Below are 24708 nucleotides of genomic sequence, written 5' to 3'. Positions count from 1 at the left end.
GGCGGGCGTCCTTTCACTCAGTGATGCCTCGGGTACGGGCTACGTACTCGGTGGCCCGCTGGATGGCTTCGCAGACGGCTGCTTCGTCCTCGGGCGTCATGCGGGGGTGAAGGCAGGGGCACAGCAATCGAGCCGCAAGGCCCTCAGCCCTCGGGCAGTACTGGCCGGCGGTGTGATCACGGATCAGGCGATGGCCGAGGTAGGTCACCGGGTCGCTGACGATGCTGCCGAGGCCGTACCGATCAGCAAGCACGTTCATCAGTTCGTCCCTGCCCTGACCCGCCCAGGTCTCCGGCACGAAGAGGTTGTGCCGGTAGTACAAGTGCTGCCGGTCGTGCTGAGTGGGGGGAAGGACCAACTCGGCAACGCGGGACAAGCGTTGAGTACGGCGGTGGGCACGGTCGATACGGACGGCGTTCATCTCGTCCAGACGAGCCAGCTGGACCAGGCCCACCGCGGCCTGGGTCTTCGTCATCATTTGATTGGTACCCCAGAGGTCACTACCGCCGTAGGTACGCACAGCACGCAATCGGCCTGCGAGTGCATGGTCGTTGGTGGTGACCATGCCGCCCTGGCCCAATGTGGTCATAAGCTTCTTCGACTCGAAGCTGAAGACCGTCGCCCATCCCTCCGCTCCGACCGGCAGGCCGGCCGGAGTCCGTCCACCACAGCACCGCGCAGCGTCCACGATGACGCGGGGCGGACCGTGCACGGGGTGGGGGTGGCGTTCGGCAAGGGCGAGGAAGGGCCGCAGGTCGGCTGCGGCACCGTTCCAATGGGTGACGAGGATCGCTCTGGTGCGGAGTGTGATCACCCGTTCGGTGTCGATCACATCCAAGTTGAGGGTGTTCGGTTCGGGCTCGGCAAGGATCAACTCGCCACCGCGACCGATGATTGCGAGGTGCGGGCCGACGAAGTTGATCGCACACGAGATCACTTGGTCACCGGGCGAGAGCTGGAGGCAGTGCAACACCATCTCCAATGCGGTGCCACCCGAGTTGAACGCGACCGCATGGGAAGTCCCGGTGCAGGAGGCAAAGGCATCCTCGAAGACGCCGGCGGTCGCAGCTGACTTCCAGCCGGTCCGCCAGTCGTCGGACTCGGTCAGCACACGACGGACGGCTTGGTGCTCAGCCTCGGTGTACCAACCGCCTTGGGCCGGTTCCACGGGCCAGCGCAGGTGGGCAACCGATCGAGGCACCGTGGCGGGATTCGTAGGCATCGAAGAGCTCCTTCCATGCGTGGAGTGCGAGGGGCGTGCGGTTCAGTGAGGTTGATCCGGTGGGCACTCAGCCGGGCTGTGCAGGTACTCGAAGGCGCGGATCGTGCCGAGCTTGGCGACGGCCGAGGGCGGGTCGTCGAAGTGATGAGCGAGCCATTCCACGGTCAGGCGCCTGGCCAGAGCGAGCCCGATGACCCCTTGGCCGAGGGCAAGTACCTGGGCATTGTTGGAAAGCACCGAGGCACGGACGGACAGCGGATCGTGGGCGGTGACCGCCCGGACACCTCGGACCTTGTTGGCGGCGATCGCCATGCCGAGGCCCGTGTGACATACGAGCAGCGCACGATCCGCCCGGCAGTCGGCGATGAGCTTGCCGGCGGCGATGGCCACCTCTGGGTACGCACTGCGGGTTTGGCCGTCGAGCCCGATGTCGATCACAGAGGCGACCAGTTCACTCGCGCGCATATCAGCAGCGAGAGCGTTCCCGTACTCGCGGCCTGCCCCATCAGAGCCGACGACCAAGCGGAACTTCTTGCGATGCGCGTGCATGCGAGTCTTCCTCGATCAATTCGGAGGGGGCGCGGATCATCAGCGAGGAGGCCGAGAACACTCAGCCCTCACGTTGCGGCGGCTCACAAGGCACGCCTGCCGCGCGAGTAGTCGCCCGCATCGCGTCTTGGGCCTGCGACGCGGAGTCCGGGCACGAGACGATCCACAGCCGGGCCTCAGCCGCGTCTGCTGTGCTCGGGGCGAGGATCACGACGGGAGGCAGCAAGCCGACGAGACCAAGTAGCGCCAGTGCCCGCCCGAGCCTCGGCTCGTCGGGCGCGTGCCGGCCGCTCATCGCCCCACCGCTTGCCACGCGGACAGAGGTGCCCAGGAGAACAGGACCCGAACACCGTGCCCCTGGAGCCGGACCATCTCGGCTCGGCGCAGATCAGGGTCAGCGCTGATGACGCTCGGCCAGCGGACGATTGCTACGGAGACTCCGCCGCCCTCTGCCAGCGCCCGTACACGCAGCCAGCCGCCACGACTCCCAGGATCAGGCTCACCACAGGGGTCGGCGATCTCAGCCAGGATGCGCAAGGCCCGTTGCTGAGCGAACGCGCGGCCCTCCTGGACCGCACGTTCCTCAGCGAGCGCGTGGGCACCCGGACTGCGCTCGACGCAGACGTAGAGCACCGCAGAAGATCCGCTGTCGTTGCTGACGGTTGCCGAAAACGTCAGCCGGACGGCGGGCGCGGTCCAGCCTCCCCCGCCCCCTTCCGCACTGAGCTGGTAGGTAGTGGTTCCCGTATCTTCCGGTAGGGCGGTCACGACACCGACACGGTGTTTGCCGGTGTCGTAGACCAGGTCTCCGCGCTGGGGTTCACAGCCGAGACCGGTGACGTCGTCCGCCATCGAGTGGCGACGTCGGGAATCCTGAGGGGTGCGTCGTCCTTCCGACATGCAACGGACGGTAAGGAAGCCGTCACCGGCGAATATGAATCAGGAGAATAGCCCCTGGTCATCCAGGTGAAAACGGCTGGACATGCCGCGCAACTCCTCGCGTGTGGAGGCCCGTTCGGCGTAGACGATCTGTCGAAGGGTCGCCCTTGCGATGGGGTGGTTCCGTACCAGCTGCGGGGCCAGCTTCTCGGCCTTCCGCAGCTCGCCGAGGGCCTTGTGGCGGTCACCGTCCCAGAGCCATGCGCGCGCCAGGTCCATCCGGTGATGCCCCTGGCGCGAGTTCGGCAGAGCGGCGATCTCCGCCGGTCTCGTCTGCTCGTTCAGCCGCAGTGCCTCACCCTGGTCACTCATCTCCAGCGCGACGCTGATCGCGTGGACGGTGACGTTGCCCGCGGAGAAGGTCAGGGAGTGCCGGTCCCGGACCGGCTCGCCACCCGGGCCACCCATGCGGTCGGACGCCTGCCGGGCCAGACCGAGGCGGTGGCCGGCTTCAGCTGCGTTGCCCGCACGGGCCGCGGAGACCGCCGCCCGCAGTTGGAGGCTGCCCCAGGCCCGTACGGCGAGCGCGTCCCCGCGCTCGTACTCGGGGTCGATCCCGGTCAGTGCCTTGTCCGCGAGCGCCACGGCATCGGCCCAGTCAGCAGTGGCCCACATGTCCCACATCCGCATCCAGTCCGCCACCGCCGGAAGCACCGGGTCGCCGGAAGACCGGGACGCCCATGCGGCTCGTTCGCACGCCATGGCCACCAGTTCCGAATGCCCCAGGGCATGGGCGGCCGTGTGGGCGAACTTGCAGCAGACCGCGTAGATGCCGAACGCTTCCTCCCGCTCGTGGCCGGTGGCCGCCTCGGCCAGGGCGCTCGCTTCCCTCAGCAGATCGGGCAGGCTCCGCAGGATCGCCACGTTCGCCGCCGCGTCCCGTAGCCGGTGCAGCCGTGTCATCTCCTGCCACAGTGCGTCCGCGGAACGTGGAGTGCCCTCGAAGGCCGGCGTCAGGTCGTAGCGACGCAGCTCCCGCAGGATGGACGCGGCGGCCAATTGCCACTGGTTGTCCGGCGCCGTGCCGACGTACGGGCGGTCGATCAGGTCGTTCGGGTGGCAGTGCAGTGCGGCGGCGATGCTGTTGATCAGCGCGGCCCGGTCCAGTTCGATGTGCCCCTTCTCGACCTTGGACACCCAGCCCTGTGACTTGTTGATCGCGGCACCGAGGTCCGCTTGGGGCATCCCGAGGGTGAGCCGGCGGCGCTTGATCCGGCGGCCGATGGCCTCTTGCTCTTCCCGTTCGTACGGCATACACGTCGTCCCATCCCGTGGAATTGAGCCTCCGTCGGAACGGTACTCACCCAAGAGGGCGCGCCTGAACCCAAGAGGGTGCCCCCTCGATTCCCATAGGTGCGCCCCGCCTCCCAAGGTGCGCCCCCAAAGGGGCGCGGGGAACGGCGCGAGCAACCCAAGCGCACCCGCACGGACAGCGCACCGAACAGCCCACCGCAGGTGAACGCCCCAACCGCAAGGCGCGCCGACCCGCAGGGCGCCCCGACCCGCAGGGTCAGAGTTCCAGTGAGCGCCGGTGGGCCTCCCACCGGGTCATGAGCTCGGCCACCTCCGACTCCAGGAACTCGAAGAACAGCAAGGTCTCGGCCAACCGGCGCCCGGCCGGCGACCCCGCCCCCAAGCTGGCGACCCCTTCGCGCATCGCCTCGGCCCACCGCTTCAGCACCGCGTCCCGGTTGGTGAGCGCCTGGAACCACTGGGTGCCGTGCACCACGTACCGTTCGCGCCGCGAGCCGGGTTCCCGTTCGCGGGACACCATGTGCTGCTGCGACAGGTACCGCACCGCGCCCGACACCGCGGCGGGGCTGACCCGTAGCTGCTCCCCCAGTTCCGCGGAGGTCATGTACCCCCGGTCGGAGGAGAGGATCGCCGCGAACACCCGGGCCGGCATGGACGGCATGCCCGCGCTGACGAGTTGCGCCGCGAAGTGCTCGACGAAGCGGTTGACCTTGGCCTCGTCGCGTTCGGCCCCCCGGTCGTTCTCCGCCATGCCCCGATCATCTCCCCGTGTCGCGCAGCACCCGTAAGGAGGTTATACGGTTTCCTATCTTCACAAACTTCTGAAAGAAGCGTACGTTCCGAAGCATGACGAAGGCAATCAGCGTGGCCGGGCTGCACAAGTCCTTCGGCCGCACCAGGGCGCTGGACGGACTCGACCTCACCGTGGAGACGGGCGAGGTGCACGGCTTCCTCGGACCCAACGGCGCCGGGAAGTCCACCACCATCCGGGTCCTCCTCGGACTCCTGCGGGCCGACGGCGGCAGCACCCGGGTGCTCGGCGGCGACCCGTGGCGCGACGCCGTCGACCTGCACCGCAAGCTCGCCTACGTGCCCGGGGACGTGACCCTGTGGCGCAACCTCAGCGGGGGCGAGGTCATCGACCTGTTCGGGCGGCTGCGCGGCGGGCTCGACCGGAACCGACGCGACCGGCTCGTCGAACGCTTCGAGCTCGACCCGACGAAGAAGGGTCGCACCTACTCCAAGGGCAACCGGCAGAAGGTCGCCCTCGTCGCCGCCCTCGCCTCCGACGTGGACCTGCTGGTCCTGGACGAACCGACCTCGGGCCTCGACCCCTTGATGGAGGAGGTGTTCCAGGACTGCATCGGCGAGGAACGCGACCGCGGCCGCACCGTGCTGCTCTCCTCGCACCTGCTCAGCGAGGTGGAGACGCTGTGCGACCGGGTGAGCATCATCCGGCAGGGCCGCACCGTCGAATCGGGTTCGCTGGCCGAACTGCGGCATCTGACCCGTACCAGCGTCAGTGCCGAACTGGCCACCCTGCCCGGCCCGTTGGAGCAACTGCCCGGAGTGCACGACGTGGAGGTGCAGGGCCACCGGGTCCGCCTCCAGGTCGACACCGACCAGCTCGACGGCGTCCTGCGCGCCCTCACCGGGTCCGGGGTCCGCTCGCTGACCTCGACCCCGCCCACGCTGGAGGAACTCTTCCTGCGCCACTACCAGGACGCCGGGTCCACGGCCGGGGCGGTGGCCCGATGAGCGCCGTCGCCCCGGCCGCCGGGACCCGTACGCGGACGGTCCGCGGGTCCGGACCGTTCACCGGCACGGGCACCCTGCTGCGGCTCGCCCTGCGCCGCGACCGGCTGACGCTGCCGGTGTGGGTGCTCGTCATCGGCGCGATGGTCGTCAGCATCCCCGGCACCCTCGCCGACCTGTACGACACCTCCGCCGAGCGCGCCGAGTTCGCCCGGTCGATCGCCGCGAACAGTTCCCTGCGGGCGATGTACGGGCCCTCCTTCGGCGACTCGATCGGCGCGCTCACCGCCATGCGCGTCGGCGTCTTCGCCGCCCTGTTCGCCGGGATCATGAGCCTGCTGCTGGTGGTCCGGCACACCCGCGACGAGGAGGAGAGCGGACGTCAGGAACTCGTGTCCTCGACGGTCGTCGGCCGCCGCGCCCCGCTCACCGCCGCCCTGCTGACCGCCGCCGTCGCCAACGCGGCGCTCGCCCTGCTGATCACCGCCGGGCTCCGGGGCGAGGGCGGGGCCGGCGCGCTCGCGCTGGGGCTGGGCATCGGCGGCACCGGACTGGTCTTCGCCGCCACCGCCGCGATCGCCGCCCAGCTCACCGAGAACGGGCGGCTCGCCAAGGGCCTGACGGCGGGGGTGCTCGGCGCCGCGTTCGTGCTGCGCGCCGCCGGGGACTCCGGCACCGCCGACGGCTCGTCCCCGCTGACCTGGCTCTCGCCCCTCGGCTGGACGGAGAACCTGCGCGCCTTCGCCGGCGAACGCTGGTGGGTGCTCGCCCTGCTGGGCGCGGCCGTCCTCGTCCAGGGCGCGGTGGCGTACCGGCTCGCCGACCGGCGGGACCTCGGCATGAGCTTCCTGCCCAGCCGACCCGGACCCGCCCGGGGCGAACTGCGCACCGTCGGGGCACTGGCCTGGCGGCTCCAGCGCGGCAGCCTGTGCGGCTGGGGCGCGGGCTTCCTGGTGAGCGGGGTGGCCTTCGGCGGCATCACGGCCGGCGCCGGGGACCTCGTCGGGAACAACGAACGGACCCGGGAGATCATCCAGCGGATGGGCGGCGCCTCCGCGATCACCGAGGCGTTCCTCGGCACGATGGCCGGGATCTTCGGGCTGGTCGCCGGGCTGTACGTGGTCTCCTCGGTGCTGCGGCTGCACGGGGAGGAGACCTCCGGGCGCGCCGAACCCCTGCTGGCGGCACCCGTGAGCCGCACCGGCTGGGCGGCCGGCCATCTGCTGGTCGCCTTCGGCGGGTCCGCGCTGCTCCTGCTGCTGAGCGGGGCGGGGCTCGCCCTCGGTTACGGGAAGGACCCGGGGCAGGCGCTGGCCGCGTCCCTGGTGCAGGTGCCGGCGGTGTGGGCGGTCGGCGGGCTCGCCGTGCTGCTGACCGGGGCGTCGCCGCGGTGGGCGGCGGGGTCCTGGGCCGTTGCGGGCGCGGTGCTGCTGATCGGCTGGCTCGGTCCCGCGCTGGAACTCCCCTCCTGGGTACTGGACTTGTCGCCGTTCGGGCATCTGCCCAAGCTGCCCGGGGAGGAGCTGCGGTGGGCGCCGGTCCTGGTGCTGACGGCGCTCGCGGCGGGGCTGGTCGCGGCGGGGCTCGCAGCACTGCGGCGCCGGGACCTCACCTCGTCCTGACCCGTGCCACCAGGACCCCCGGGGTGGCGGACGGCGTTCTGTCGCCCGCGCCGCACCGCCGCTACCGTGCGGACCATGACGACGCCGGCCGCGCCCGAGGGTTCCGTGCCCGACCGTTCCGAGTCCGACCGTTCCGGGTCCGACCGTTCCGGGTCCGTCCTGGAAGTCGCCTGCCGGGCGGCCGGGTTCACCGCCCGGGGGGCCGAGCCGGTCCGGCTCGCCGAGAACGAGATCTGGCGCCTGCCCGGCCGGGTGATCGTACGGATCGTCCGCCCCGGGCAGGGCGCCGCCGCCGCACGGGAGGTACGGGTGGCCCGCTGGCTCGCCGAGCAGGGGGTGCCCGCGGTGCGCCCGCTGCCGGTGGCGCAACCGGTGGCGGCGCTGGGGCACCCGGTGACCTTCTGGGAGGAGCTGCCGCCGCACCGGCGCGGCACCACCGCGGACGTGGTCGACCTGCTGAAACGGCTGCACGCCCTGCCGCTGCCGGACTGGGAACTCGGCCGGCTCGACCCCTTCGTCCGGGTCCCCGAACGGATCGCCGCCGCCACCACGACCCCCGCCGACGACCGGGCCTGGCTGCACCGCCGCTACGAGGAGCTGCGCGCCCGGTGGGCCGCGCTGCCCGCGGGGCTGCCGCACTGCGTGGTGCACGGGGACGCCTGGCTCGGGAACGTCGTCCTGACCCCGGACCCGGTGCTGATCGACTTCGAGCGGGCCTGTGTCGGACCGCCCGAGTGGGACCTCGTCGCGACCGCCGCGAAGATCGGCACGGTCGGTACGGTGACCTCCGCCGAGTACGCCGACTTCTGCACGTCCTACGGGACCGACGTCACCGCCTGGGCCGGGTACGAACTGATGTCCGCGGTGCGGGAGTTACGCATGGTGTCGTACGCCGTCCGGTACGCGGTGGGCCGGCCCGGCTGGCACGCCGACGCCCAACAGCGGGTCGACTCCCTGCGGGGACGGCGCGGCCCGCGCCCCTGGAACTGGCGCACCATCCTGTGACCGTCCGCCAGGACCCGTCCACACCGCGGGCCCACGGGACCTCAGCCCGGGGTGACCAACCGGGCCTCGTACGCGAAGACCGCCGCCTGCGTGCGGTCCCGCAGCCCCAACTTGACCAGGATGCGACTCACATGGGTCTTGACCGTCGATTCGGCGACCACCAGCCGCGAGGCGATCTCCTGGTTGGACAGGCCCTGCGCGATCAGCACCAGGACCTCCGTCTCCCGCTCGGTCAGCTCCCCGTACGCGCTCTGCGTCGTGACCAGGGACCGCGGCTCGCCCGACAGCTTGGAGAACTCGGTGATCAACCGCCGGGTGACGCTCGGCGCGAGCAACGCCTCGCCGGCCGCCACCACCCGTACCCCGTCCGCGAGTTGCCGGGCCGAAGCGTCCTTCAGCAGGAAGCCCGAAGCGCCCGCGCGCAGCGCCTGGTACACGTACTCGTCCAGGTCGAAGGTGGTCAGCACGAGGACCTTCGTCCCGCCGCCCGCCGCGACGATCTCCCGGGTCGCGTCCAGCCCGTTCAGCTCCGGCATCCGGATGTCCATCAGGACGACGTCCGGCGCCAGCTCCCGCACCCGCTCCACCGCCTCGCGGCCGTTGACCGCCTCCCCGACGACCTCGATGTCGGGCATCGCGTTGAGCAGCACCGAGAAGCCCTCGCGCACCATCATCTGGTCGTCGACGACCAGCACCCGGATCGTCATGCCTGCTCCTCCACGGCCCGGACGGGAAGGAACACCGCGACCTCGTAGCCGCCGTCCTCCTGGTCGTCCGCCGTCATCTCGCCGCCCAGCATCGCCACCCGCTCCCGCATCCCGGTGATCCCGTGGCCGGCCCCCGGGGACGGCTTCACCAGACCCCGCGCGGGCCCGTTCACCACCCGCAGTCCGAGGCCGCCGAGCACGTAGCCGACCTCCACCCGGGCCGCCGCGCCCGGCGCGTGCCGCAGGCTGTTGCTCAGCGCCTCCTGCACGATCCGGTACGCCGACAGTTCGACGCCCGGCGGCAGCTCCCGCACCGCGCCCGTCACCGTCTTGGTGACGTCGAGACCCGTGTCCCGGACGTTGGCGAGCAGGGCGTCCAGGTCGGCGAGGGTCGGCTGCGGGGCGTCCGGCGCCTCGTAGTCCTCGGCGCGGACCACCCCGAGCACCCGGCGCAGCTCGGTGAGGGCCGCCACCGCGTTCTCCCGGATGGTGACGAACGCCTGCTCCAGCTCCGGCGGCGGGTTCTCCACCCGGTACGGGGCCGCCTCCGCCTGGATCGCGACGACGGACATGTGGTGCGCGACCACGTCGTGCAGCTCGCGGGCGATGGTGGTGCGCTCCTCCAGCAGGGTGCGCCGGTCCCGCTCCACGGCGGTCACCGTGCGCTCCGCCGCCACCACCTGCTTGGCCTCCCGCCGCACGTGCCACAGGGTGACCAGCAGCACCAGCACCCCCGACATGAACGTCATCGCCCAGGAGTCCGGGTTGTAGTCGGCGTCCAGGTACCCCACGACCATGGAGAACAGCGTGGTCAGCACCCACATCCACAGGGCCGTACGGGTCCGGGTCCGGATCGCGACCACCGTCACGATCACCAGGTGCGCGAAGAAGCCGGCCCCGGTCCACGGCCAGGTGCCGCCGCTGAAGCCGCTGATCGCCACGATCACGGGCACCGAAGCCAGCGAGGCGAAGAACGCGAGGACCGGGCGGACCAGCGTCAACAGCACCGCCAGCGCGGGCAGCAGGCCCATGATCAGCGCGGGCAGCTCCGCGACCCCGTACGCGGACACCGAACCCGCGAACCAGGTGAACCCGGCGAGCGCGACGACCAGAGCGTGCAGCGCCCACTTGCCGCGCCCACCGAACCAGGTGGCGATGCCGCGGTCCGCGCTGAGCGGGGCGAGGGGACGGTAGGCGAAGGCGTTGTCGAACAGGTCCTCGCGCAGCCCGCCGAACACGTCCTTCACGAGGTCGTACTCGGGGCTGGAGGAACCGGCGGCCGGCCTCGGGCTCGGTATCTGCTGGGTCTGCGTCACCCTACGAAGGTAAGCGTCCGGCCGGAGCCGGTCGTCCCCTGCGAGACGGGTTCCCCGGGGTCCCCCTCAGGTACTACGTGGCTACACGGCCTACGCGGCGCTCCCGGGCCCATGGGTCGGAGGTCGGGGGTCGGGGCCCGGGGATCACCAGGCGAGCTGGGCGATCTCCTCGGCGACCACCGCACAGGCGTCCGCCGCCGGGTCGATCAGCGGGAAGTGCCCGACGCCCGGCAGCACGGTGAGCCCCACCTCCTCGCCGGCCCGCGCGGCGGCGTCCGCGTAGGCGTCGGCGACCGCGCGGGGCACGTCCCGGTCGGTGGCGCCCTGCACCAGGACCGTCGCGATCCCGGTGGGCAGCAGGGCCGCCGGATCGGCGTACGGCAGCCGCGCCTCGAAGAGGGTCGGACCGCCCAGGAACTGGCGGGCCGCGTCGGAGCAGGCACCGAGCGCGGCGGCGGTGCGCAGGTCCGCGAGCGGGGCGAGCGCGACGACCCCGCGCAGGGCGGGGGGCCGCTCCAGGAACCAGGGCGCGTCGGGCGGCAGCGCGTGCCGGGACGCGGCCCACAGCGCGAGGTGGCCGCCGGCGCTGTGGCCGGTCAGGACGGTGCGGCGGACGTCCGCGACGGGCAGCAGCCACGCGACGAGCCCGGGCAGCGCGTCCAGGGCCGCGGCGACGTCGTCCAGGGTGTCGGGCCAGCGGCCGGCCACCGGTCCGGCGGGGGCGCCGGTCTCCGTCCGCTGCGCGGGCAGCGGCGCCGGGCCCCTGCGGTACTCGACGGAGGCGACGGCGAGACCGGTCCGCGCCAGGTGCGCGACGAACGGACTCAGGTGCGTGCGGTCGTACGGGGCCCGCCAGGCGCCGCCGTGCAACGCGACGACCAGGGGTGCGGACGCGGGGCCGCTGGGGTTCCGCTGCGCGGTGGGGGCGTAGAAGTCGATCACCTGGTCGGGGTGGGGGCCGTACGCGGCGGTGGCGTCCGGGGGGACGGTCGGGTGCGAGAACGCGGACGCTTCCTCTGCGGCGGCTGCGGCTGCGGCTTCTGGGTCGTCGTCTTCGTCCGGCATGCTCGGCCCTCCGTTTCGCGCGGAACTGATCGGCGGGACCGTACCAGGGACTCCCCTCGCCCCTTCGGGACGTTCCCCTGCGGGGTCCCGTGCGCTGTCCCGTGCGGGTGCGCGGGGGTTGGCCGCGCCGTTCCCCGCGCCCCTTTCCGGTGCGTTGTCCCGTGCGGGTGCGTGGGGGTTGCTCGCGCCGTTCCCCGCGCCCCTATCGGGGCGTCTGCCTGCGAGGGCGGCGCGCTGCTCCACGCCCACAACCCCGTTGTACGAGCGCGGTGACCGTCGCCGCGTCGAGCACGGTGTGCGGTGCGCCCCGCACACCCGACCGGTGGGGGCGGGCGCCGGCCGTCCAGTGCGGGTGCTTGGGGATTGGCCACGCCGTTCCTCGCGCCCCTTTCGGGGCAGTCCCGGGTCAGGGCCCCGCTTGGGGCGGCTCGCCATGTTCCAAGTAGACGGTCTGGCCGTCGGCACGGGCCTGGATGGCAGAGGTGATTCGGCGTACAAGGCGCGGAATGGTCAGGTCCGGCAACCGTTCGGGGTGGTGGAAGTCGTAACTGCGGATCTCGTCGGCCTGCAGTACGACCTGATGGCGGTGTTCTGCGCTGAGACGGCCGCCGTCGAAGAGGTAGAGGACTTTGTCTCCCTCTCCTAGGTTCGGGGCCCAGTCAACGACGAGCAGGCGGCCGATGCTGGGTTTGATGCCCAGTTCCTCGTGGATCTCTCGCGTGCAGGCTTGCAGGGGTGACTCACCCTGTTCGACGTATCCACCCGGGATGTCGCGGTAGTCCTTGTAGGACGGTTCGAGCAGCAGGACGCGATCGGCTTCGTCGAAGAAGAGAGCGCCGGCTGCCATACGGGGGTGGGCCATCTTCGCCTCGTGCTCGTTCACGGGGTGGACTCTAACCGCCTGCGATGATGTGGAGCCTGCAGGCCAGGTCCGCCAAGGGCTGGGACGGGCGGCCTCTCGTGCCGCGAATCCAGCCGATGACCAGTTCCTTGCCCAGATAGTGATGGCGCACCTGTTCGGGAGCGTCCTGTTCGGCGTTGAGCAAGACGGACAGAGCTTCGTCGGCCCGGTTCCAGGCGCTGAGCGCACGGGCGACTTCGAGGCTGTGCCGTACCCGCCGCTCCACCGGCATGCCGCTGGTGTCGATTCGCGGCCCGAGGTCAGCCGCGATCTGTAGGTCCCCGAGCTCTCTGGCCGTTGCCACGCAATGGATGGCCACGTTGGTCGGGCCGAAGGCCGTCCACATGTGGTTGGCGTCGGCGCCCATCCGGTGTGCCGATTCATCAGCTTCCCGAAGGAAGGTCCGCACTGTCGCTCGGTCCTCTGCTCTTGCAGCCGCCATCGCCCCGGCAAGGAAGAGGGTGCCGTACACCGAAAGGAGCTCGTCGTCCGCACCGCCCAGTTCCGGCTGCATCACGGCTGCTGCGTCGTTCACCAGCCGGATCGCTGAGTTGAAGCGGCCGGTGGCCAGAAGGCAGTGTGCGACCGACCGAATGAGCGAGCCCGTCACCGCGCTCCGGCCGCTATGCTGCGCGGCTGCCAACCCGCGGTCGGCAGCGATCCACGCCAACTCTGCTTCCCCGACCTTGCCCAGCACCATTGCCGCACCCTGGTAGGCCAGGGCAAGCAAGGCATGGGCCTCCTCCCGTTCATGCCCCGAGTACGCACGGGATGCGGCGAGGGCATCGGCAAGGACGCAGGGAAGACGTCGAGTGGCGAAGCCGTAGCGCGATGCCTGGAAGACGTCGAGGACCTCCCTCACGTCGGCCCGGAGAGCCTTGAGAGTGGGAGGTTCGTCATCAACAGGAGACCCCAGCACGGGCGCGAGTTGCTTGTAGTCCACGAGCGCTTCGCGCAACGCGGGGACCGTGTGGCTGCCACTGTCGCCGGACCGATCCCAGAGGGTCGGCTCAGCAAGCAAGTCACCGAGAGAAACATCGAGAACCTTGGCGAGTGAGGTGATCACCGAGAGCCGGTCGAGTTCGATCCGGTTGTTCTCCACTCTGCTCAACCAGTCCGTGGTGCGTCCGACAAGGCCGGCAAGGACCTCCTGGGAGAGTCCGCGTCGACGCCGGTACCAGGCAACGCGTTCGCCGGTGGTCAGACTCCCTGTCGTCCCTCGCATGTCCTGAGTATCACCTCGTGGCCAGAAGGGACCCCGGAAGGTTTTTCCGGGGTGCTCCGGGGTGCTTTGTCTACTGTCGCAGCAGACCGAGAAGATCGCCGGAGAATCCGTCAACACCTGATTACGCCCACCCGCGCATCGGGTTTCCGGGCCGTTCGTGCACCACAAACCCCTGGGAGATGCCAGTGAGGACCACACGGCCCGCAGTCGATGCACCAGCGGTCGACTGGACTGCCTTGCGCAACTTCGCCGCTCTGCGGGGGCAGTTACGGGTGTCCTTGACTCCTCGATGCAACATCGCGTGCTTCTTCTGCCACAACGAGGATGATGTTCCGCCGCCGCTGACCCTTACGGATCGTAGCCAGCAACCTCGTGCGCGTGCGTACCGGGCGGAGGACTTTCTGACGGTCATCTCCTCGATGATGACGGCAGGACTCAAGCGGGTGTACTTCACGGGTGGTGAGCCCCTGAACTCGCCCATGGCCCGCGATGTGCTGACGGCCCTGCCGCCCTCCGGGCCTGATGGCTCGTACACGCTGATCACGAACGGCACTCGGGTCCGGGCCCATCAGGAGTGGCTCGCCCGGACACCGCTGGACAAGATCAAGGTGTCGCTCCACTACTTCTCTGACGAGTCCCTGCGCGCCATTGCGGGCACTCGCACCGGCATCGACACGGTGCTGGACGGTATTGACGCGTCCCGGGAGACGTTCGAACGGGTCGAGCTGAACTGCCTGCTACTCAAACAGAACACGCATGAGGTCAAGTCCATCCTCAAGTTCGCGCTGGACCGGCGGATGCCGGTTCAGTTCATCGAACTGGTACCGACGGACTTCAACGATGGCCACGCCGATACTGCCGTCTCGGCCGAGGGAATCGTCAGGCATCTGAGGACCCTCACCCAGGACGAGCACGTAGAGGTGACCGGGGTTGGTCAGGGGCGGCGGGTCTTTCGGGTCGACGGGGTGGAGATCGACGTGATCCACCGCGATCTGGGCCGCCACCACGTCGGCCAGTGCGGTACCTGCCCGGTCCGCACCAAGTGCGTCGAGGGATTCTGGGCCCTGCGCGTGGACCACGCCGGTGGCGTCCAGCCTTGCCTGCTCCGCGGGGACCTACGCCTGGACGCCAAGGACCTGGTCAAGGAGCCCGACCGGCTCGCCGCCGCCGTTGCCGGACACATTGCGCAGTTCACCGAGGGGACCTTGTGATGCTGCCTACCGCATACCGCCCCATCCCACACGTCGAAGGCCGTCAAGGCCCGTTCGTCGTCCTGGAAGGCGTTTCCGGTATCGGCAAGTCCACCTTGACCGCTCTGCTAGCCCGCCGCATGCATGCGACCAGCCTGCACACCCTGCCCCACCCGCACACCGGATGGAGCCCAGAAGCGAACAAACAGCTGAGGGCCCTGCCCCAGTTCGCGTTCTACCTCTCTGGCTTGCTGCACGCTTCCGATCGCGTTCGTCAGGCCGTAACCACCGGCCCGGTCATCGCCGATCGCTATGCCTCCTCGGTGGCGGCCTGCCATGCCGCCGTGCACGGCCTTGACCCCGCCGAAGTGGGTGTACTGATCGACCCCTTCCGCCCCTACCTGATCGTCCCCGATGCCACGTTCTACCTGACCTGCTCCGAGGCGACCCTGCGTAGCCGCATGGCCGGCAAACACGACATCAAGCAGGACGACACTGATTTGTTCGACGTGGCCGGCCGCTACAAACAGCTCCTGGAGAACTTCGAGCAGGTTGCTACCAGTGACCCCACGGCCGTGGTCCTTCCCAGCGATGACCAAAGCCCCGGCCAGCTCGCCGACACGATCGCGGCACACCTGGAGAAAGCCCGTGTTTAACCCCATCGACGCCGAGACCGTGGTCCGCGACAGTGGAGCACACGGCCAGTTCCCCGGCCAGATCCACGCCGGAGTCGCCTGGTGGATGGCAGCCTGCTTCGTCGTCACCGTGCAGGCCGGCCGCCTAGTGGTCGCCCACGACGGGAAATCCGCCTCCGCTCAGTTCTTCGACCGACTGTGCCAAGGTGCCGTCAACGCCCAGCACTACGCCTGCCAGGTCTTGGATCGTGGCCAAGCCGACGAGGTCTCGCTGCTGGCCGCCATGCGCCAGGCCGGAGACGCCCCCGGCATCCTCGTCACCACCAGGGAAACCGGCGGCCACACCGTACAGATCACGATCGTGCTGTACGGCCGGGACGGCAAACCTCTCGATGAACCGGGCGGACTCGCGGCGATCCGACGGATGATCGCCGAAGACCGGGTGCCGATCCCTGTCAACGACACCTCCAAGGGCAGAGTCCAGCCCTACACGACGGCGAGCGGTGAGGACACGGTCAAGTGACCAATGCGGCTGACGTCGTACTGACCGGTACGAACATCCTGTTCGTCACCCTCGACTCGCTACGCTACGACGTCGCTCGTACCGCCTTGGACGAGGGCCGCACTCCCCACCTCGCCCGACTTCTGCCCGGCGGGGGATGGGAGCTCCGGCAGACTCCCGGCACGTTCACCCTTCCCGCTCATATGGCCCTCTTCTCGGGGTTCCTGCCCAAGCTTCCACAGCCCGAACAGCCCTCTCGCCTGTGGGAGTGTCGCCCGCCGTCGTTCAAGAGCGTGCCGTCACAGACATTCGTGTTCGACGCCCCCAATCTCCTCGAAGGGCTGAACCGGCATGGCTACCGCACGGTGTGCGTCGGCGGTGTCACCTACTTCTCCCGCGAGACCCCACTCGGCGGCGTACTTCCGGACATGTTCGACGAAGACCACTGGCGACCGGAGTTCAGCTCACCCGAACCGGACTCCACCCGCCACCAGGTCGACGAGGCCCTCGGTCTGGCCAACCAGCACTCCGGCCGTCCGCTGTTCCTGTTCGTCAACATCTCGGCCACTCACGTACCCCACGGCTTCTACATCGGGCACAGCACGGACAGCGTTCGATCCCAGATCGCTGCCCTCGCCTATGCCGACACCCATCTCGGACGGCTGATCAACACGCTGACTCGCGAACGGAAGTGGCTGATCATCATGTGTGCCGACCACGGTGACGCCTTCGGAGAGAGCGGCTACTGGGGGCGGGGGATTGTTCGCCCGGAAGTCACCAACGTCCCGTTCGCCGCCTGGCTGTCCTGACACACCGCTACTCTCGCGTCGCATGAGCGACGACAGCACCGGCACTCCTACCCGTGACGCATCCGTGGTCGTAGCCGTGGACGGGGAGGGACGGGTGGCGATCCTGTCCGCTCACTTCCCCACCCACGGTGGCGAGTACCTGTTCCTGCCGGGCGGGCGCCGGGAGGACGGCGAGACCCCCGAGCAGTGCGCCCGGCGAGAGCTCGCCGAGGAGGCAGGGATCACCGCCGAGGTGTGGAGTCCACTCGGCTCGTACGCCATCACCCTGGCGTCGCCCGCCCGCGTCCACCTCTTCGAGGCACGTCGGCTCTCCCTGGGGCCGCAGCAACTGACCCCCAGCGAACTGGATTTCAAGCTGACGTGGTGGCCCATGGACGAAGCCCTGCAAGCCGCCGAGGAGGGTCGCTTCCTTCTCCCCGCCGGGCCCCTCGCACTCCTGCTGACTGCTCGGGCAGGTGCGTGACGAAGTCCGCGCGCCTGACGGGGCCGTCCCGAATGGGGCTGGGCTGCCTCAACCGGTGCCGTCCTGCACCGGATAGTCGAGGACGAGCAAACCGCCCGTGGCGTAGTTGACGACATCGGCGGCCACCCGCTGGCCCTGCGGCGACGCCCGCGCCGCGGCCAGGGCGGCGGCGTCGGCGAAGTCCGCTTCGAAGACCGCGAAGTACGGTGTTTCTCCCTCGGTCGCCGTCACGTCGAAGCTGTAGCGCCACGCAAGCAGGCCGGGCCAACTCGCCACCAGGGGAAGGTGGTCGTTCACGTAGTAGTCGCGGAAGTGGTCAGGGTCGGCGGGCTCGTAATACAGGACCAACGACCTATGCATGACGGCCTCCGTCCAGGGACGTCAGCCGACTGCCCGACTCGTAGCCGCGGCATCGACCCTCCCATCGCGTACGTTTCGAAATCAGAAACACCGAATGGACGCTAGTGTTTCGAATAAAGAAACGCAAGGAGGGTCATGCCGACGCCACGCCCAGGAACACCGGTTCGCGGATCGACGACCGGCCGTCCCCTCATGGCCGCGATGGACCTGTTCGGCCGTCGGTGGGCGCTGCGCATTCTCTGGGAGCTGCGTGCGGGTCCGCTCGGCGCCCGCGCACTGCTGGCACGGTGCGAAGGACTGTCATCCAGCGTCCTCTACCAGCGGCTCCGCGAACTCACATCGAGCGGGATCATCGCGCCCTCGGCCGATGGCTACGAGCTCACTCGGCTGGGGACAGCGCTCCGCGACGCCCTTCGTCCGCTCGACGCATGGGCGAGCACCTGGGCCCAGGAGCAAGAACACGACCAGGAGCCCACGGAGACGTGAAGGCCACGCCCCACCAGGTGGAGCGGTGACGCGACGGCCGCCGACTCGTCGCCACGCAGAGGGGTGAAGGCGACGCGGGGTCGTGCGGAGTGCACGGTGGTTGCCCGCGCCGTTCCCCACGCCCCTGACGGGGCCGTCCCGGATGAGGGTGGGTCACGTACCGAGGGCGGTGGCCACGGCGGACGTTCCGGGGAAGTCCTCGGGTACGGCGTCCATCAACAGTTCGTCCACGGGCTTGCCGAGCCAGTACCCGGACCGCCGGAGCCGGCCGCCGGGACGGAACCCCGCCTTCTCGTACGCGCTGGCTCCGGCCGCGTTGGGCTCCAGCACCTTGAGCCACACCATGCGTAGGTGGGCGAGGTGGAACGCCCAGTCCAGCGTCAGGCGAGCCGCCTCCGCGGCGTAACCCTTCCCGCGCTCCTCGGGGGCGAGGACCATCACGAACTCGGCCGTGCGTACGTAGGTGTTGACCTCCAGGATCGTCATCCCCACGGGCGCACCGTCGTCCAGCCGGACCACCTCGAACTGCTGGAAGCGCTCGTTGCCGCGCTGACGCTCGTAGCCGGCGGCACGCACCTCCCAGGGCTGCGCCCACTGGTTCCCGTACCCGCTGATCGTCCCGGGGTCGTTCTCCCATGCGTGGTACTTGGGCAGCATGTCCTGGCGCGGCATCGCGAGGGCGAGCGCTTCACCGCTCAACAGGATGTGCGGATCACTCATGGTCGTACTCCTCCGTGAGCCCGTGCAACGGTACGTCGTGGTTCGCGGTGCACGGTCCCGTGGTGTTCACGTGGCGGGGGCAGACCCGGTGCGTGACGAAGTTCGCGCCGCTCTGGCTGCCGTACCCGATCACCACGGGAGCCGTGGTCCAGCAACCGCAGAGGCAACAGTGCGCACCGGACTCGGCGGGCGGCCCGCCGAGCAGCGCGTCACGTGTCACCGCACCGCCTGCACGCGGAGCCCCCGCAACACCCGCCCCGGATACGGGCTCACGAACGACCCCCGCACCGTCCGCCCGCGCCGCGGGGTGCCGACGACCACCAGGGTCCGGTACGCGCACCGGTCCACGACCCCGGCCACGTACAACGGCACCGGGTCGTCCAGCACCGCCGGCCCACGCCGACCCCTGCGCGGACGCTGACCGATCACGTCGTCACCCCCGGCAACGCCCCCGGGTCCACGTCTGGCGGCGGGTCCCACTGCACCGTCTCGAACAGCGCCCGATCGAACCGACGATGACCCGTCTCCCGGAAATGCCGCTCCGCCCACCGCAACGAACCCTCGTCCGACCGACTCTCCGGCCCCGGCGGCGGCACCGCACCACACGACGGCGACCCCGACACGCACTGCACATACGCACGCGCCCCCCAGAAGTCCAACCGCCGCAAGGTCCACTCGATGTGACGAAACCTCCGACTCACCGCAGCCCACCACCCCGGCTGCTGCATACGTTCGACTCCGCCAACGCGGGCCGCAACCGGTCCACGACCGTCGCCGCACGCACGTCCTCACGACGCACGTGCCACTCGACCCCACCCCCCGGCGGACGGAGATACACCGGACCCCACGTCACGTCCATCACCACCCCCACGACACCCCGCACGGTGTCGAACGCGAGGGCCCCGACGACGAGTTCGTCTGACTGCCCTTGCGGCACTACGGTCTCACCGCACACGACCGCTCCTCTCCGTAGCGACTCTGCTACCAAGCGCTTCGAGAGTGGCCCAGGGTCGGGTTGCCTTCAACTTGGCCCAACAGAAGGAAGGGTTGGAACGGATCTTGAACCGAAAGTCGCTGAACCCGGACGATGGCCCAGTAGCGGCGTACGGCGCACGTCTACGCAGTGCACGCGAGGCACGGAGCTGGACCCAGGAGCAGCTGGCCGAGGAGATGAAGTGCTCAAGTCAGCACATCTCGGCCTTGGAAACTGCTCGGAAACCTCCAACCCTTCATAGCGCGAGGAAAGCTGACGAGGCATTTGGCCTGCTGGGTACGGCCCCCGAGTCGTTCGAGCGCGCCTACCGGGACATGAAGAACGGGAGTCTTCTTGAGGGCTTCCCCCAGTACGTCCGCTACGAGGCGCGAGCCGCGGAGATCCGGCTCTTCGAGGTGGGCGCCATCCCGGGACTCCTTCAGACACCCGAGTACGCGACGGCCATAGAGCAGAGCGTCGTCACCCACGGCGCGATCCCGCCGGAACAGGCGGCTGAGCGGATCGAGTTCCTTGCGGAGCGTCAAGCCGCAGTGGTGCGCCCGGTACCGCCCGTCGTGATCGTCGTGCTGGACGAGAGCTGCATTCGCCGGTTGGTGGGAGGGCTCCAGGTGATGGACGGGCAATTGGCAAGCCTGATCAAGTTCGCCGAGCAGCCACACACCGTGCTGCAAGTCGCGCCCTTCAGTTTGGGCGAGCGTCGCCCCTTCAAAAGGCTGGTGAACCTGCTGACCATGCCAGATCGATCCGTGATGTCCTACGTCGAATCGGAGACGCAGGGACTTCTAGACCGCGAACTGACCTCTGTCCTACCGCTGGTGAGGACCTACCATCAGCTTCAAGGCGTCTCGCTCTCACAAACGGCGTCCGTAGACATGATCGATCAGGTACGAAAGGGCATCTCGTGACCGTAGAAGTCCATGTCTGGATCAAGTCCTCCTACAGCGGACAAGGCGGCTCGTGCGTCGAGTGGGCGCCCGCACACGCCACCGCAACCGGCACGGTCCCCGTACGCGATTCCAAGAACCCCAGCGGACCCGTACTGCACCTCCCCGCCCACGCCTTCGCATCCTTCGTCACGAGCGTCAAGACCGGGGAGTTCGACGCCGCCTGATCACCAGGGCCGACCACTGCACCACTCCCGCGGACAGACCCTCACGACCCCGTCGATCCCATTCAGGAACGACGGGGTCTTCGCGCGCCAGGACACACCGCCCAGGGCGTGCCCGGACCCCTGCAAACGACTATACATTGAGCGTATACACCACGTGTATAGTCCTGGGCATGGCTCTTGTGACCGCATCCCGTTACGACGCCCCTGTCACCGTCCTGACCGCGACCGGCGTCTTCGGATTGCTGCTCGGCTGGGCAACGTACGCCCTGCACGGAACGACACCCCTGTTGGAGCGGGTGACCAACTCGACGTCCACCTGGATCATCTGGACCGCCCTGGCCGGTGTGCTGATCCGAGACCGGCGGCTCGCCGTCTGGGGCGGGGCGTTGATGATGCTCACCACCTGCGGCGGTTACTACGCGGCGTCCACTCTTGGAGACACCTTCGGGAGCGGAGCGCTCGGAACTGCCGCCGTGTGGTCGGTGGCGGGGCTGGTCGGAGGGCCCATTCTGGGATGGGCGGGGTGGACGGTACGACGAGGGCGGGGCGACCTGCGGCCGGTAGCCGGGGCGGTCATCGCGATGGTGGTGCTGGGCGAGGGGTGCTGGCTGGGGCTGGCGCTCAACTACTGGGGAGAAGCGGTCGCCTTCCTGACGGTCGGCGTGCTGCTCACCGCCCTCCTGACCGTCTACCTGGCACGCGCCGGGGTGCGCCGGTACTGGCTGTGCGCCGTGCTCGCTCCCGTGGGCGGTCTCGTCTTCTACCTCGCCGAGAAGGCCATCCTCAACGGTCTGCTCGAATCGGTATGACGCTGTCCGACCTGTCCGACTCCTCACGCGACCGCAGGTGGGCGTCCCGATAGGGGCGCGGGGAACGGCGCGGGCAACCACAGCGCACCCGCGCCGAACAACGCACCGCAGGACCTACGCCAACGCCCCCGCGAGGACCCGCGCCGCCCGCTCCGTCTCCGCGAAGCCCACGTACAACGGGGCGAACCCGAAGCGGAGGACGTCCGGGGGCCGGTGGTCCCCGATCACCCCCCGCTCACCGAGCACCCCCATCACGGCGGCAGCGCCTTCGCAGCGCAACGCGACCTGGCTGCCCCGCTCGCCGTGCGGCACGGGCATGGCCACCTCGACGCGGCCGGACGGGACGTACTCCGTCACGCACTCCAGGAAGAAGTCCGTCAGGGCGAGCGACTTCGTGCGGACGGCCTCGACGGTGACGCCGTCCCAGACGGTCAGCGCCTCCTCCAGCGCCAGCAGGGACAGCACGTCCGGCGTGCCGACCCGCCCGCGTCCCGCGCCGGGCGCCGGCTCGTACGCGGGGCGCATGCCGAAGGGTTCGCGGTGGCCCGTCCAGCCGGGCAGCGGGGAGTCGAACCGCGGTTGGAGGTCGCGGCGCACGTAGAGGAACGCGGGCGCGCCCGGGCCCCCGTTCAGGTACTTGTACGTGCAGCCGACCGCGAGGTCCACCCCGTGCAGGTCCAGGTCGACCGGCAGCGCCCCCGCACTGTGGCACAGGTCCCAGACCGCGTACGCGCCCGCCGCGTGCACCGCCCGGGTGAGGCCCGGCAGGTCGTGGAGGCGGCCCGTGCGGTAGTCGACGTGGTTGAGGAGCACCGCGGCGGTGCGTGGGCCGAGCACCGCGGGCACCTCCCCGGGCGGCACCGGGCGCAGCGCACAGCCGGTCATCCGGGCGGCGGACTCCGCGAGGTAGCCGTCCGTGGGGAACGTGGTGGAGTCGACGACGAGTTCGTCCCGTACCGCACCGCCGGGGTCCGCGCCGCGTGCCATGCGGACCGCCGCGACGACCGCCTTGAAGACGTTCACGCTGGTGGAGTCCGCGACGACGACCTGTCCGGGGGCGGCGCCCACCAAGGGGGCGATCCGGTCGCCGATGCGCTCGGGGGCGTCCCACCAGCCGCTCCGGTCCCAGGAGCGGATCAGCAGTTCGCCCCACTCCCGGCGGATCACCTCGTCGATGCGACCGGGCACCGAACGGGGCAGCGCGCCGAGGGAGTTGCCGTCCAGGTATGTGACGTCCTCGTCGCGGACGAAGCGCTCGCGCACGGCGCCCAGCGGGTCGGCGGCGTCCAGGGCGGCGGCCTTCCCCTCCAGTGCGGGCCTCACACCCGGCTCCGGGCGGTCCACAGCTCGGGGAAGACGTTCTTCGCGGCCCGCTTCTCCAGCCAGGCCACGCCCGCCGAACCGCCGGTGCCCTGCTTGGCGCCCATGGCCCGGCGGGTGGCGGAGAGGTGGTCGTTGCGCCAGCGCCAGACGAGTTCCGCCACGTCGGTCAGCGCCTCGCCGAGCCGCAACAGCTCCGGGTCGGGCGGCGGACCGTCGCCGGCAGCGGACTCCGGACTACCGGTGGGCTCCGGACTACCGGTGGGCGCCGGGCTGCCGGTGGGCGCCGGGCTGCCGGTGGGCTGCTCGGCCGCGTAGAGGGACGTCCACACGTCCTCGACCTGCGGCGACGGCTCGTAGCGGGTGGCGGGGTCACGGTCCAGGACGGCCGCGGGGACGGGGTGGCCGCGGCGGGCGAGCAGCCGCAGCACCTCGTCGTAGAGGCTCGGTGCGTGCAGCGCCTCGTCGAGTTCGGCGTGCGCGCGGGGCGCGCCGCGGTGCGGGACCAGCATCGACGCGGACTTCTCGCCGAGCAGGAACTCCATCCGCCGGTACATCGCGGACTGGAAGCCGGAACCCTCGCCTAGGGCGTCCCGGTAGGAGTTGAACTGCGCGGGGGTGAGTCCGCTGAGCGGGCGCCAGGACGCGTTGAGGGCGTCGAGTTCCCGGACGGACCGCTTCAGCGCGGCGGTCGCGGCGGGCACGTCGTCGCCGCGCAGGGCCGCCGACGCGGTCTCCCACTCGTGGACGATCACGGTGAACCACAACTCCATGACCTGGGTCGTCACCAGGAAGACCATTTCCCCCGGATCGTCGGACAGGGGTTGCTGGAGATGGGTGAGCACGTCCGCGCGGACGTAGTCCTCGTACGGCGTCGTGCCGTGGAAGTCGAGGTGCGGCGCTCCGGGCGCCCCCGGGGCGGCGCCGCCCTGCTGTGCCTGGTGGGACATCGCTGTCTCCGTGCGTGTTCCGGGTAGCGGTCCGCCCCTGCCGTTTCGACAGGGCGCCCCGGTCCCCACCGGCATCCTCCGCGATCACCCGGAACACGGCAAGGCCCGCCCGGGCCGGAGAGCGGCGGGCGGGCCGTGCGGGCCGCACCACCACGGCGGGGGCGGGCCCGGTAGCGCGGGCGGGTCAGCCCAGGGTCTGGGCGGCCGTCGGGGAGGAGTCCTTCAGGAACTGCGCGCAGCGCGCGTGCTCCTCCTGCTCGCCGATCGACTGCGCGGCGCGCGCGAGGGCGTGCAGGGCGCGCAGGAAGCCGCGGTTCGGCTCGTGCTCCCACGGCACCGGGCCGTGGCCCTTCCAGCCGCTGCGGCGCAGCGCGTCGAGGCCCCGGTGGTAGCCGGTGCGGGCGTACGCGTACGACTCCACGACGCTGCCCCGCTGGAACGCCTCGTCGGCGAGCTGCGCCCAGGCGAGGGAGGAGGTGGGGTACTGGGCGGCGACATCGGCGGACGCGGTGCCCTGGGCGAGCAGTTCGCGGGGGCCGGGGTCGTCGGGCAGATGGGTCGGGGGCGGTCCCCCGAGCAGGTTCTCGTGAATGGCCATGGGTTCCAGTCTCCCAGGTGCCCCGGGGTGGTGCGGGGGGTGTGACGGGATGTGGGTGCCCTCACCCAGCGTGTGCGCGGGGGCGCGCACCGCGCGCGGGGGAAGCGCTTCCGTTTCCTGCACTACGGCTCCCCACCCGGGGAGACCGGACACGACGGAGGTCCGGCCCCCACCCGGGAGCCGGACCTCGGTCGTACGCGG

General features: G+C 70.3%; 29 protein-coding genes. 12 read left to right on the top strand and 17 right to left on the bottom strand.

What is annotated here, in order from left to right; translation table 11 throughout:
• Positions 1 to 13 precede the first annotated feature (13 nt).
• From ACFYOU_RS17450 to ACFYOU_RS17430, 5 genes are all read right to left on the bottom strand, one after another.
• Complete coding sequence (locus ACFYOU_RS17450) at positions 14 to 1222, bottom strand: DegT/DnrJ/EryC1/StrS family aminotransferase (RefSeq protein WP_391306593.1); 1209 nt, start codon at positions 1220 to 1222, stop codon at positions 14 to 16.
• Between the two features lie 42 nt (positions 1223 to 1264).
• The gene (locus ACFYOU_RS17445; protein WP_391306591.1) at positions 1265 to 1771 is read right to left on the bottom strand and encodes an RpiB/LacA/LacB family sugar-phosphate isomerase; all 507 of its coding nucleotides are present in this window, start codon (positions 1769 to 1771) and stop codon (positions 1265 to 1267) included.
• A 291-nt stretch (positions 1772 to 2062) separates the two neighbouring features.
• Positions 2063 to 2671, bottom strand: coding sequence for a hypothetical protein (locus ACFYOU_RS17440; protein WP_391306589.1), 609 nt, complete (start codon positions 2669 to 2671; stop codon positions 2063 to 2065).
• A 39-nt stretch (positions 2672 to 2710) separates the two neighbouring features.
• The gene (locus tag ACFYOU_RS17435) at positions 2711 to 3964 is read right to left on the bottom strand and encodes a helix-turn-helix domain-containing protein (RefSeq protein WP_391306588.1); all 1254 of its coding nucleotides are present in this window, start codon (positions 3962 to 3964) and stop codon (positions 2711 to 2713) included.
• 256 nt (positions 3965 to 4220) lie between these two features.
• Complete coding sequence (locus ACFYOU_RS17430) at positions 4221 to 4715, bottom strand: GbsR/MarR family transcriptional regulator (protein WP_389764767.1); 495 nt, start codon at positions 4713 to 4715, stop codon at positions 4221 to 4223.
• Between the two features lie 95 nt (positions 4716 to 4810).
• Here ACFYOU_RS17430 and ACFYOU_RS17425 point away from each other — a divergent pair, with 95 nt between their 5' ends.
• From ACFYOU_RS17425 to ACFYOU_RS17415, 3 genes are all read left to right on the top strand, one after another.
• Positions 4811 to 5722 (top strand): ATP-binding cassette domain-containing protein, encoded by a 912-nt coding sequence (locus ACFYOU_RS17425; RefSeq protein WP_391306586.1) that lies wholly within the window; start codon positions 4811 to 4813, stop codon positions 5720 to 5722.
• A complete protein-coding gene (locus ACFYOU_RS17420; protein WP_391306584.1) occupies positions 5719 to 7341 on the top strand; it encodes an ABC transporter permease in 1623 nt (540 codons plus the stop codon). Before ACFYOU_RS17425 ends, ACFYOU_RS17420 begins: the two co-directional genes overlap by 4 nt.
• A gap of 75 nt (positions 7342 to 7416) precedes the next feature.
• Complete coding sequence (locus ACFYOU_RS17415) at positions 7417 to 8346, top strand: phosphotransferase (protein ID WP_391306583.1); 930 nt, start codon at positions 7417 to 7419, stop codon at positions 8344 to 8346.
• Positions 8347 to 8387: 41 nt separating this feature from the next.
• Here ACFYOU_RS17415 and ACFYOU_RS17410 read toward each other — a convergent pair whose 3' ends face one another.
• The 5 genes from ACFYOU_RS17410 to ACFYOU_RS17390 form a co-directional block, all read right to left on the bottom strand.
• The gene (locus tag ACFYOU_RS17410; protein ID WP_385484743.1) at positions 8388 to 9053 is read right to left on the bottom strand and encodes a response regulator; all 666 of its coding nucleotides are present in this window, start codon (positions 9051 to 9053) and stop codon (positions 8388 to 8390) included.
• Complete coding sequence (locus tag ACFYOU_RS17405) at positions 9050 to 10369, bottom strand: histidine kinase (protein WP_391306581.1); 1320 nt, start codon at positions 10367 to 10369, stop codon at positions 9050 to 9052. Before ACFYOU_RS17405 ends, ACFYOU_RS17410 begins: the two co-directional genes overlap by 4 nt.
• Before the next feature lie 144 nt (positions 10370 to 10513).
• Complete coding sequence (locus tag ACFYOU_RS17400) at positions 10514 to 11434, bottom strand: alpha/beta fold hydrolase (RefSeq protein ID WP_391306579.1); 921 nt, start codon at positions 11432 to 11434, stop codon at positions 10514 to 10516.
• A gap of 406 nt (positions 11435 to 11840) precedes the next feature.
• Positions 11841 to 12296 (bottom strand): NUDIX domain-containing protein, encoded by a 456-nt coding sequence (locus tag ACFYOU_RS17395; RefSeq protein ID WP_391306826.1) that lies wholly within the window; start codon positions 12294 to 12296, stop codon positions 11841 to 11843.
• 31 nt (positions 12297 to 12327) lie between these two features.
• A complete protein-coding gene (locus tag ACFYOU_RS17390; RefSeq protein ID WP_391306578.1) occupies positions 12328 to 13560 on the bottom strand; it encodes a helix-turn-helix domain-containing protein in 1233 nt (410 codons plus the stop codon).
• Between the two features lie 236 nt (positions 13561 to 13796).
• Here ACFYOU_RS17390 and ACFYOU_RS17385 point away from each other — a divergent pair, with 236 nt between their 5' ends.
• The 5 genes from ACFYOU_RS17385 to ACFYOU_RS17365 are packed head-to-tail and all read left to right on the top strand — an operon-like array spanning position 13797 to position 17159.
• Positions 13797 to 14771, top strand: coding sequence for a radical SAM protein (locus tag ACFYOU_RS17385; RefSeq protein WP_391306577.1), 975 nt, complete (start codon positions 13797 to 13799; stop codon positions 14769 to 14771).
• Positions 14771 to 15406, top strand: a complete 636-nt coding sequence (locus tag ACFYOU_RS17380; RefSeq protein ID WP_391306575.1) for a dTMP kinase — start codon at positions 14771 to 14773, stop codon at positions 15404 to 15406. The genes ACFYOU_RS17385 and ACFYOU_RS17380 overlap by 1 nt, the downstream gene beginning before the upstream one ends.
• Positions 15399 to 15908 (top strand): hypothetical protein, encoded by a 510-nt coding sequence (locus tag ACFYOU_RS17375; RefSeq protein ID WP_391306573.1) that lies wholly within the window; start codon positions 15399 to 15401, stop codon positions 15906 to 15908. Before ACFYOU_RS17380 ends, ACFYOU_RS17375 begins: the two co-directional genes overlap by 8 nt.
• Entirely contained in the window at positions 15905 to 16696 is a 792-nt protein-coding gene (locus tag ACFYOU_RS17370) for an STM4013/SEN3800 family hydrolase (protein ID WP_391306571.1), read from the top strand. The genes ACFYOU_RS17375 and ACFYOU_RS17370 overlap by 4 nt, the downstream gene beginning before the upstream one ends.
• Before the next feature lie 22 nt (positions 16697 to 16718).
• The gene (locus ACFYOU_RS17365; RefSeq protein WP_391306570.1) at positions 16719 to 17159 is read left to right on the top strand and encodes an NUDIX domain-containing protein; all 441 of its coding nucleotides are present in this window, start codon (positions 16719 to 16721) and stop codon (positions 17157 to 17159) included.
• A gap of 48 nt (positions 17160 to 17207) precedes the next feature.
• Here the strand turns inward: ACFYOU_RS17365 and ACFYOU_RS17360 are convergent, their stop codons facing one another.
• Entirely contained in the window at positions 17208 to 17519 is a 312-nt protein-coding gene (locus tag ACFYOU_RS17360) for an EthD family reductase (RefSeq protein WP_389764753.1), read from the bottom strand.
• A gap of 192 nt (positions 17520 to 17711) precedes the next feature.
• On the opposite strand from ACFYOU_RS17360, the gene ACFYOU_RS17355 reads away from it, so the two are divergent.
• A complete protein-coding gene (locus ACFYOU_RS17355) occupies positions 17712 to 18005 on the top strand; it encodes a winged helix-turn-helix transcriptional regulator (RefSeq protein WP_391306824.1) in 294 nt (97 codons plus the stop codon).
• A gap of 153 nt (positions 18006 to 18158) precedes the next feature.
• Here the strand turns inward: ACFYOU_RS17355 and ACFYOU_RS17350 are convergent, their stop codons facing one another.
• Genes ACFYOU_RS17350 through ACFYOU_RS17340 form a run of 3 tightly spaced genes read right to left on the bottom strand, consistent with a single transcriptional unit; the run spans position 18159 to position 19154 of the window.
• Positions 18159 to 18725, bottom strand: a complete 567-nt coding sequence (locus tag ACFYOU_RS17350) for a GNAT family N-acetyltransferase (RefSeq protein WP_391306568.1) — start codon at positions 18723 to 18725, stop codon at positions 18159 to 18161.
• Positions 18718 to 18945 (bottom strand): hypothetical protein, encoded by a 228-nt coding sequence (locus ACFYOU_RS17345; RefSeq protein WP_391306567.1) that lies wholly within the window; start codon positions 18943 to 18945, stop codon positions 18718 to 18720. Before ACFYOU_RS17345 ends, ACFYOU_RS17350 begins: the two co-directional genes overlap by 8 nt.
• Entirely contained in the window at positions 18942 to 19154 is a 213-nt protein-coding gene (locus tag ACFYOU_RS17340; RefSeq protein ID WP_391306566.1) for a hypothetical protein, read from the bottom strand. The genes ACFYOU_RS17345 and ACFYOU_RS17340 overlap by 4 nt, the downstream gene beginning before the upstream one ends.
• 630 nt (positions 19155 to 19784) lie before the next feature.
• Between ACFYOU_RS17340 and ACFYOU_RS17335 the strand changes: the two genes are divergently transcribed.
• From ACFYOU_RS17335 to ACFYOU_RS17325, 3 genes are all read left to right on the top strand, one after another.
• Entirely contained in the window at positions 19785 to 20624 is an 840-nt protein-coding gene (locus ACFYOU_RS17335; protein WP_391306822.1) for a Scr1 family TA system antitoxin-like transcriptional regulator, read from the top strand.
• Positions 20621 to 20830 (top strand): DUF397 domain-containing protein, encoded by a 210-nt coding sequence (locus ACFYOU_RS17330; RefSeq protein WP_391306564.1) that lies wholly within the window; start codon positions 20621 to 20623, stop codon positions 20828 to 20830. The genes ACFYOU_RS17335 and ACFYOU_RS17330 overlap by 4 nt, the downstream gene beginning before the upstream one ends.
• Before the next feature lie 170 nt (positions 20831 to 21000).
• The gene (locus tag ACFYOU_RS17325) at positions 21001 to 21639 is read left to right on the top strand and encodes a DUF6518 family protein (RefSeq protein WP_391306562.1); all 639 of its coding nucleotides are present in this window, start codon (positions 21001 to 21003) and stop codon (positions 21637 to 21639) included.
• Positions 21640 to 21753: 114 nt separating this feature from the next.
• Here the strand turns inward: ACFYOU_RS17325 and ACFYOU_RS17320 are convergent, their stop codons facing one another.
• The 3 genes from ACFYOU_RS17320 to ACFYOU_RS17310 form a co-directional block, all read right to left on the bottom strand.
• The gene (locus ACFYOU_RS17320) at positions 21754 to 22962 is read right to left on the bottom strand and encodes an aminotransferase class V-fold PLP-dependent enzyme (RefSeq protein ID WP_391306560.1); all 1209 of its coding nucleotides are present in this window, start codon (positions 22960 to 22962) and stop codon (positions 21754 to 21756) included.
• Positions 22959 to 23909, bottom strand: a complete 951-nt coding sequence (locus tag ACFYOU_RS17315) for a tryptophan 2,3-dioxygenase family protein (protein ID WP_391306559.1) — start codon at positions 23907 to 23909, stop codon at positions 22959 to 22961. The genes ACFYOU_RS17320 and ACFYOU_RS17315 overlap by 4 nt, the downstream gene beginning before the upstream one ends.
• 184 nt (positions 23910 to 24093) lie before the next feature.
• Positions 24094 to 24507 carry a DUF3151 domain-containing protein gene (locus ACFYOU_RS17310; protein WP_389764734.1) on the bottom strand — a complete coding sequence of 138 codons (414 nt, stop codon included), beginning with the start codon at positions 24505 to 24507 and terminating at the stop codon, positions 24094 to 24096.
• Positions 24508 to 24708: the final 201 nt, after the last annotated feature.

It is taken from the genome of Streptomyces sp. NPDC005955 (genome assembly GCF_042871255.1).
Classification (GTDB): Bacteria; Actinomycetota; Actinomycetes; order Streptomycetales; family Streptomycetaceae; genus Streptomyces.
This window is presented reverse-complemented; position numbering and strand designations above follow the sequence as displayed.

Bases quoted from the DNA above. Each gene is read 5' to 3' on its own strand.
- ACFYOU_RS17380 (WP_391306575.1), top strand. From the start codon at position 14,771: ATGCTGCCTACCGCATACCGCCCCATCCCACACGTCGAAGGCCGTCAA.
- ACFYOU_RS17400 (WP_391306579.1), bottom strand. From the start codon at position 11,434: ATGCCGGACGAAGACGACGACCCAGAAGCCGCAGCCGCAGCCGCCGCA.
- ACFYOU_RS17445 (WP_391306591.1), bottom strand. From the start codon at position 1,771: ATGCACGCGCATCGCAAGAAGTTCCGCTTGGTCGTCGGCTCTGATGGG.
- ACFYOU_RS17310 (WP_389764734.1), bottom strand. From the start codon at position 24,507: ATGGCCATTCACGAGAACCTGCTCGGGGGACCGCCCCCGACCCATCTG.
- ACFYOU_RS17415 (WP_391306583.1), top strand. From the start codon at position 7,417: ATGACGACGCCGGCCGCGCCCGAGGGTTCCGTGCCCGACCGTTCCGAG.
- ACFYOU_RS17395 (WP_391306826.1), bottom strand. From the start codon at position 12,296: ATGGCCCACCCCCGTATGGCAGCCGGCGCTCTCTTCTTCGACGAAGCC.
- ACFYOU_RS17390 (WP_391306578.1), bottom strand. From the start codon at position 13,560: ATGCGAGGGACGACAGGGAGTCTGACCACCGGCGAACGCGTTGCCTGG.
- ACFYOU_RS17430 (WP_389764767.1), bottom strand. From the start codon at position 4,715: ATGGCGGAGAACGACCGGGGGGCCGAACGCGACGAGGCCAAGGTCAAC.
- ACFYOU_RS17350 (WP_391306568.1), bottom strand. From the start codon at position 18,725: ATGAGTGATCCGCACATCCTGTTGAGCGGTGAAGCGCTCGCCCTCGCG.
- ACFYOU_RS17410 (WP_385484743.1), bottom strand. From the start codon at position 9,053: ATGACGATCCGGGTGCTGGTCGTCGACGACCAGATGATGGTGCGCGAG.
- ACFYOU_RS17365 (WP_391306570.1), top strand. From the start codon at position 16,719: ATGAGCGACGACAGCACCGGCACTCCTACCCGTGACGCATCCGTGGTC.
- ACFYOU_RS17360 (WP_389764753.1), bottom strand. From the start codon at position 17,519: ATGCATAGGTCGTTGGTCCTGTATTACGAGCCCGCCGACCCTGACCAC.
- ACFYOU_RS17450 (WP_391306593.1), bottom strand. From the start codon at position 1,222: ATGCCTACGAATCCCGCCACGGTGCCTCGATCGGTTGCCCACCTGCGC.
- ACFYOU_RS17420 (WP_391306584.1), top strand. From the start codon at position 5,719: ATGAGCGCCGTCGCCCCGGCCGCCGGGACCCGTACGCGGACGGTCCGC.
- ACFYOU_RS17325 (WP_391306562.1), top strand. From the start codon at position 21,001: ATGGCTCTTGTGACCGCATCCCGTTACGACGCCCCTGTCACCGTCCTG.
- ACFYOU_RS17355 (WP_391306824.1), top strand. From the start codon at position 17,712: ATGGCCGCGATGGACCTGTTCGGCCGTCGGTGGGCGCTGCGCATTCTC.
- ACFYOU_RS17315 (WP_391306559.1), bottom strand. From the start codon at position 23,909: ATGTCCCACCAGGCACAGCAGGGCGGCGCCGCCCCGGGGGCGCCCGGA.
- ACFYOU_RS17425 (WP_391306586.1), top strand. From the start codon at position 4,811: ATGACGAAGGCAATCAGCGTGGCCGGGCTGCACAAGTCCTTCGGCCGC.
- ACFYOU_RS17440 (WP_391306589.1), bottom strand. From the start codon at position 2,671: ATGTCGGAAGGACGACGCACCCCTCAGGATTCCCGACGTCGCCACTCG.
- ACFYOU_RS17435 (WP_391306588.1), bottom strand. From the start codon at position 3,964: ATGCCGTACGAACGGGAAGAGCAAGAGGCCATCGGCCGCCGGATCAAG.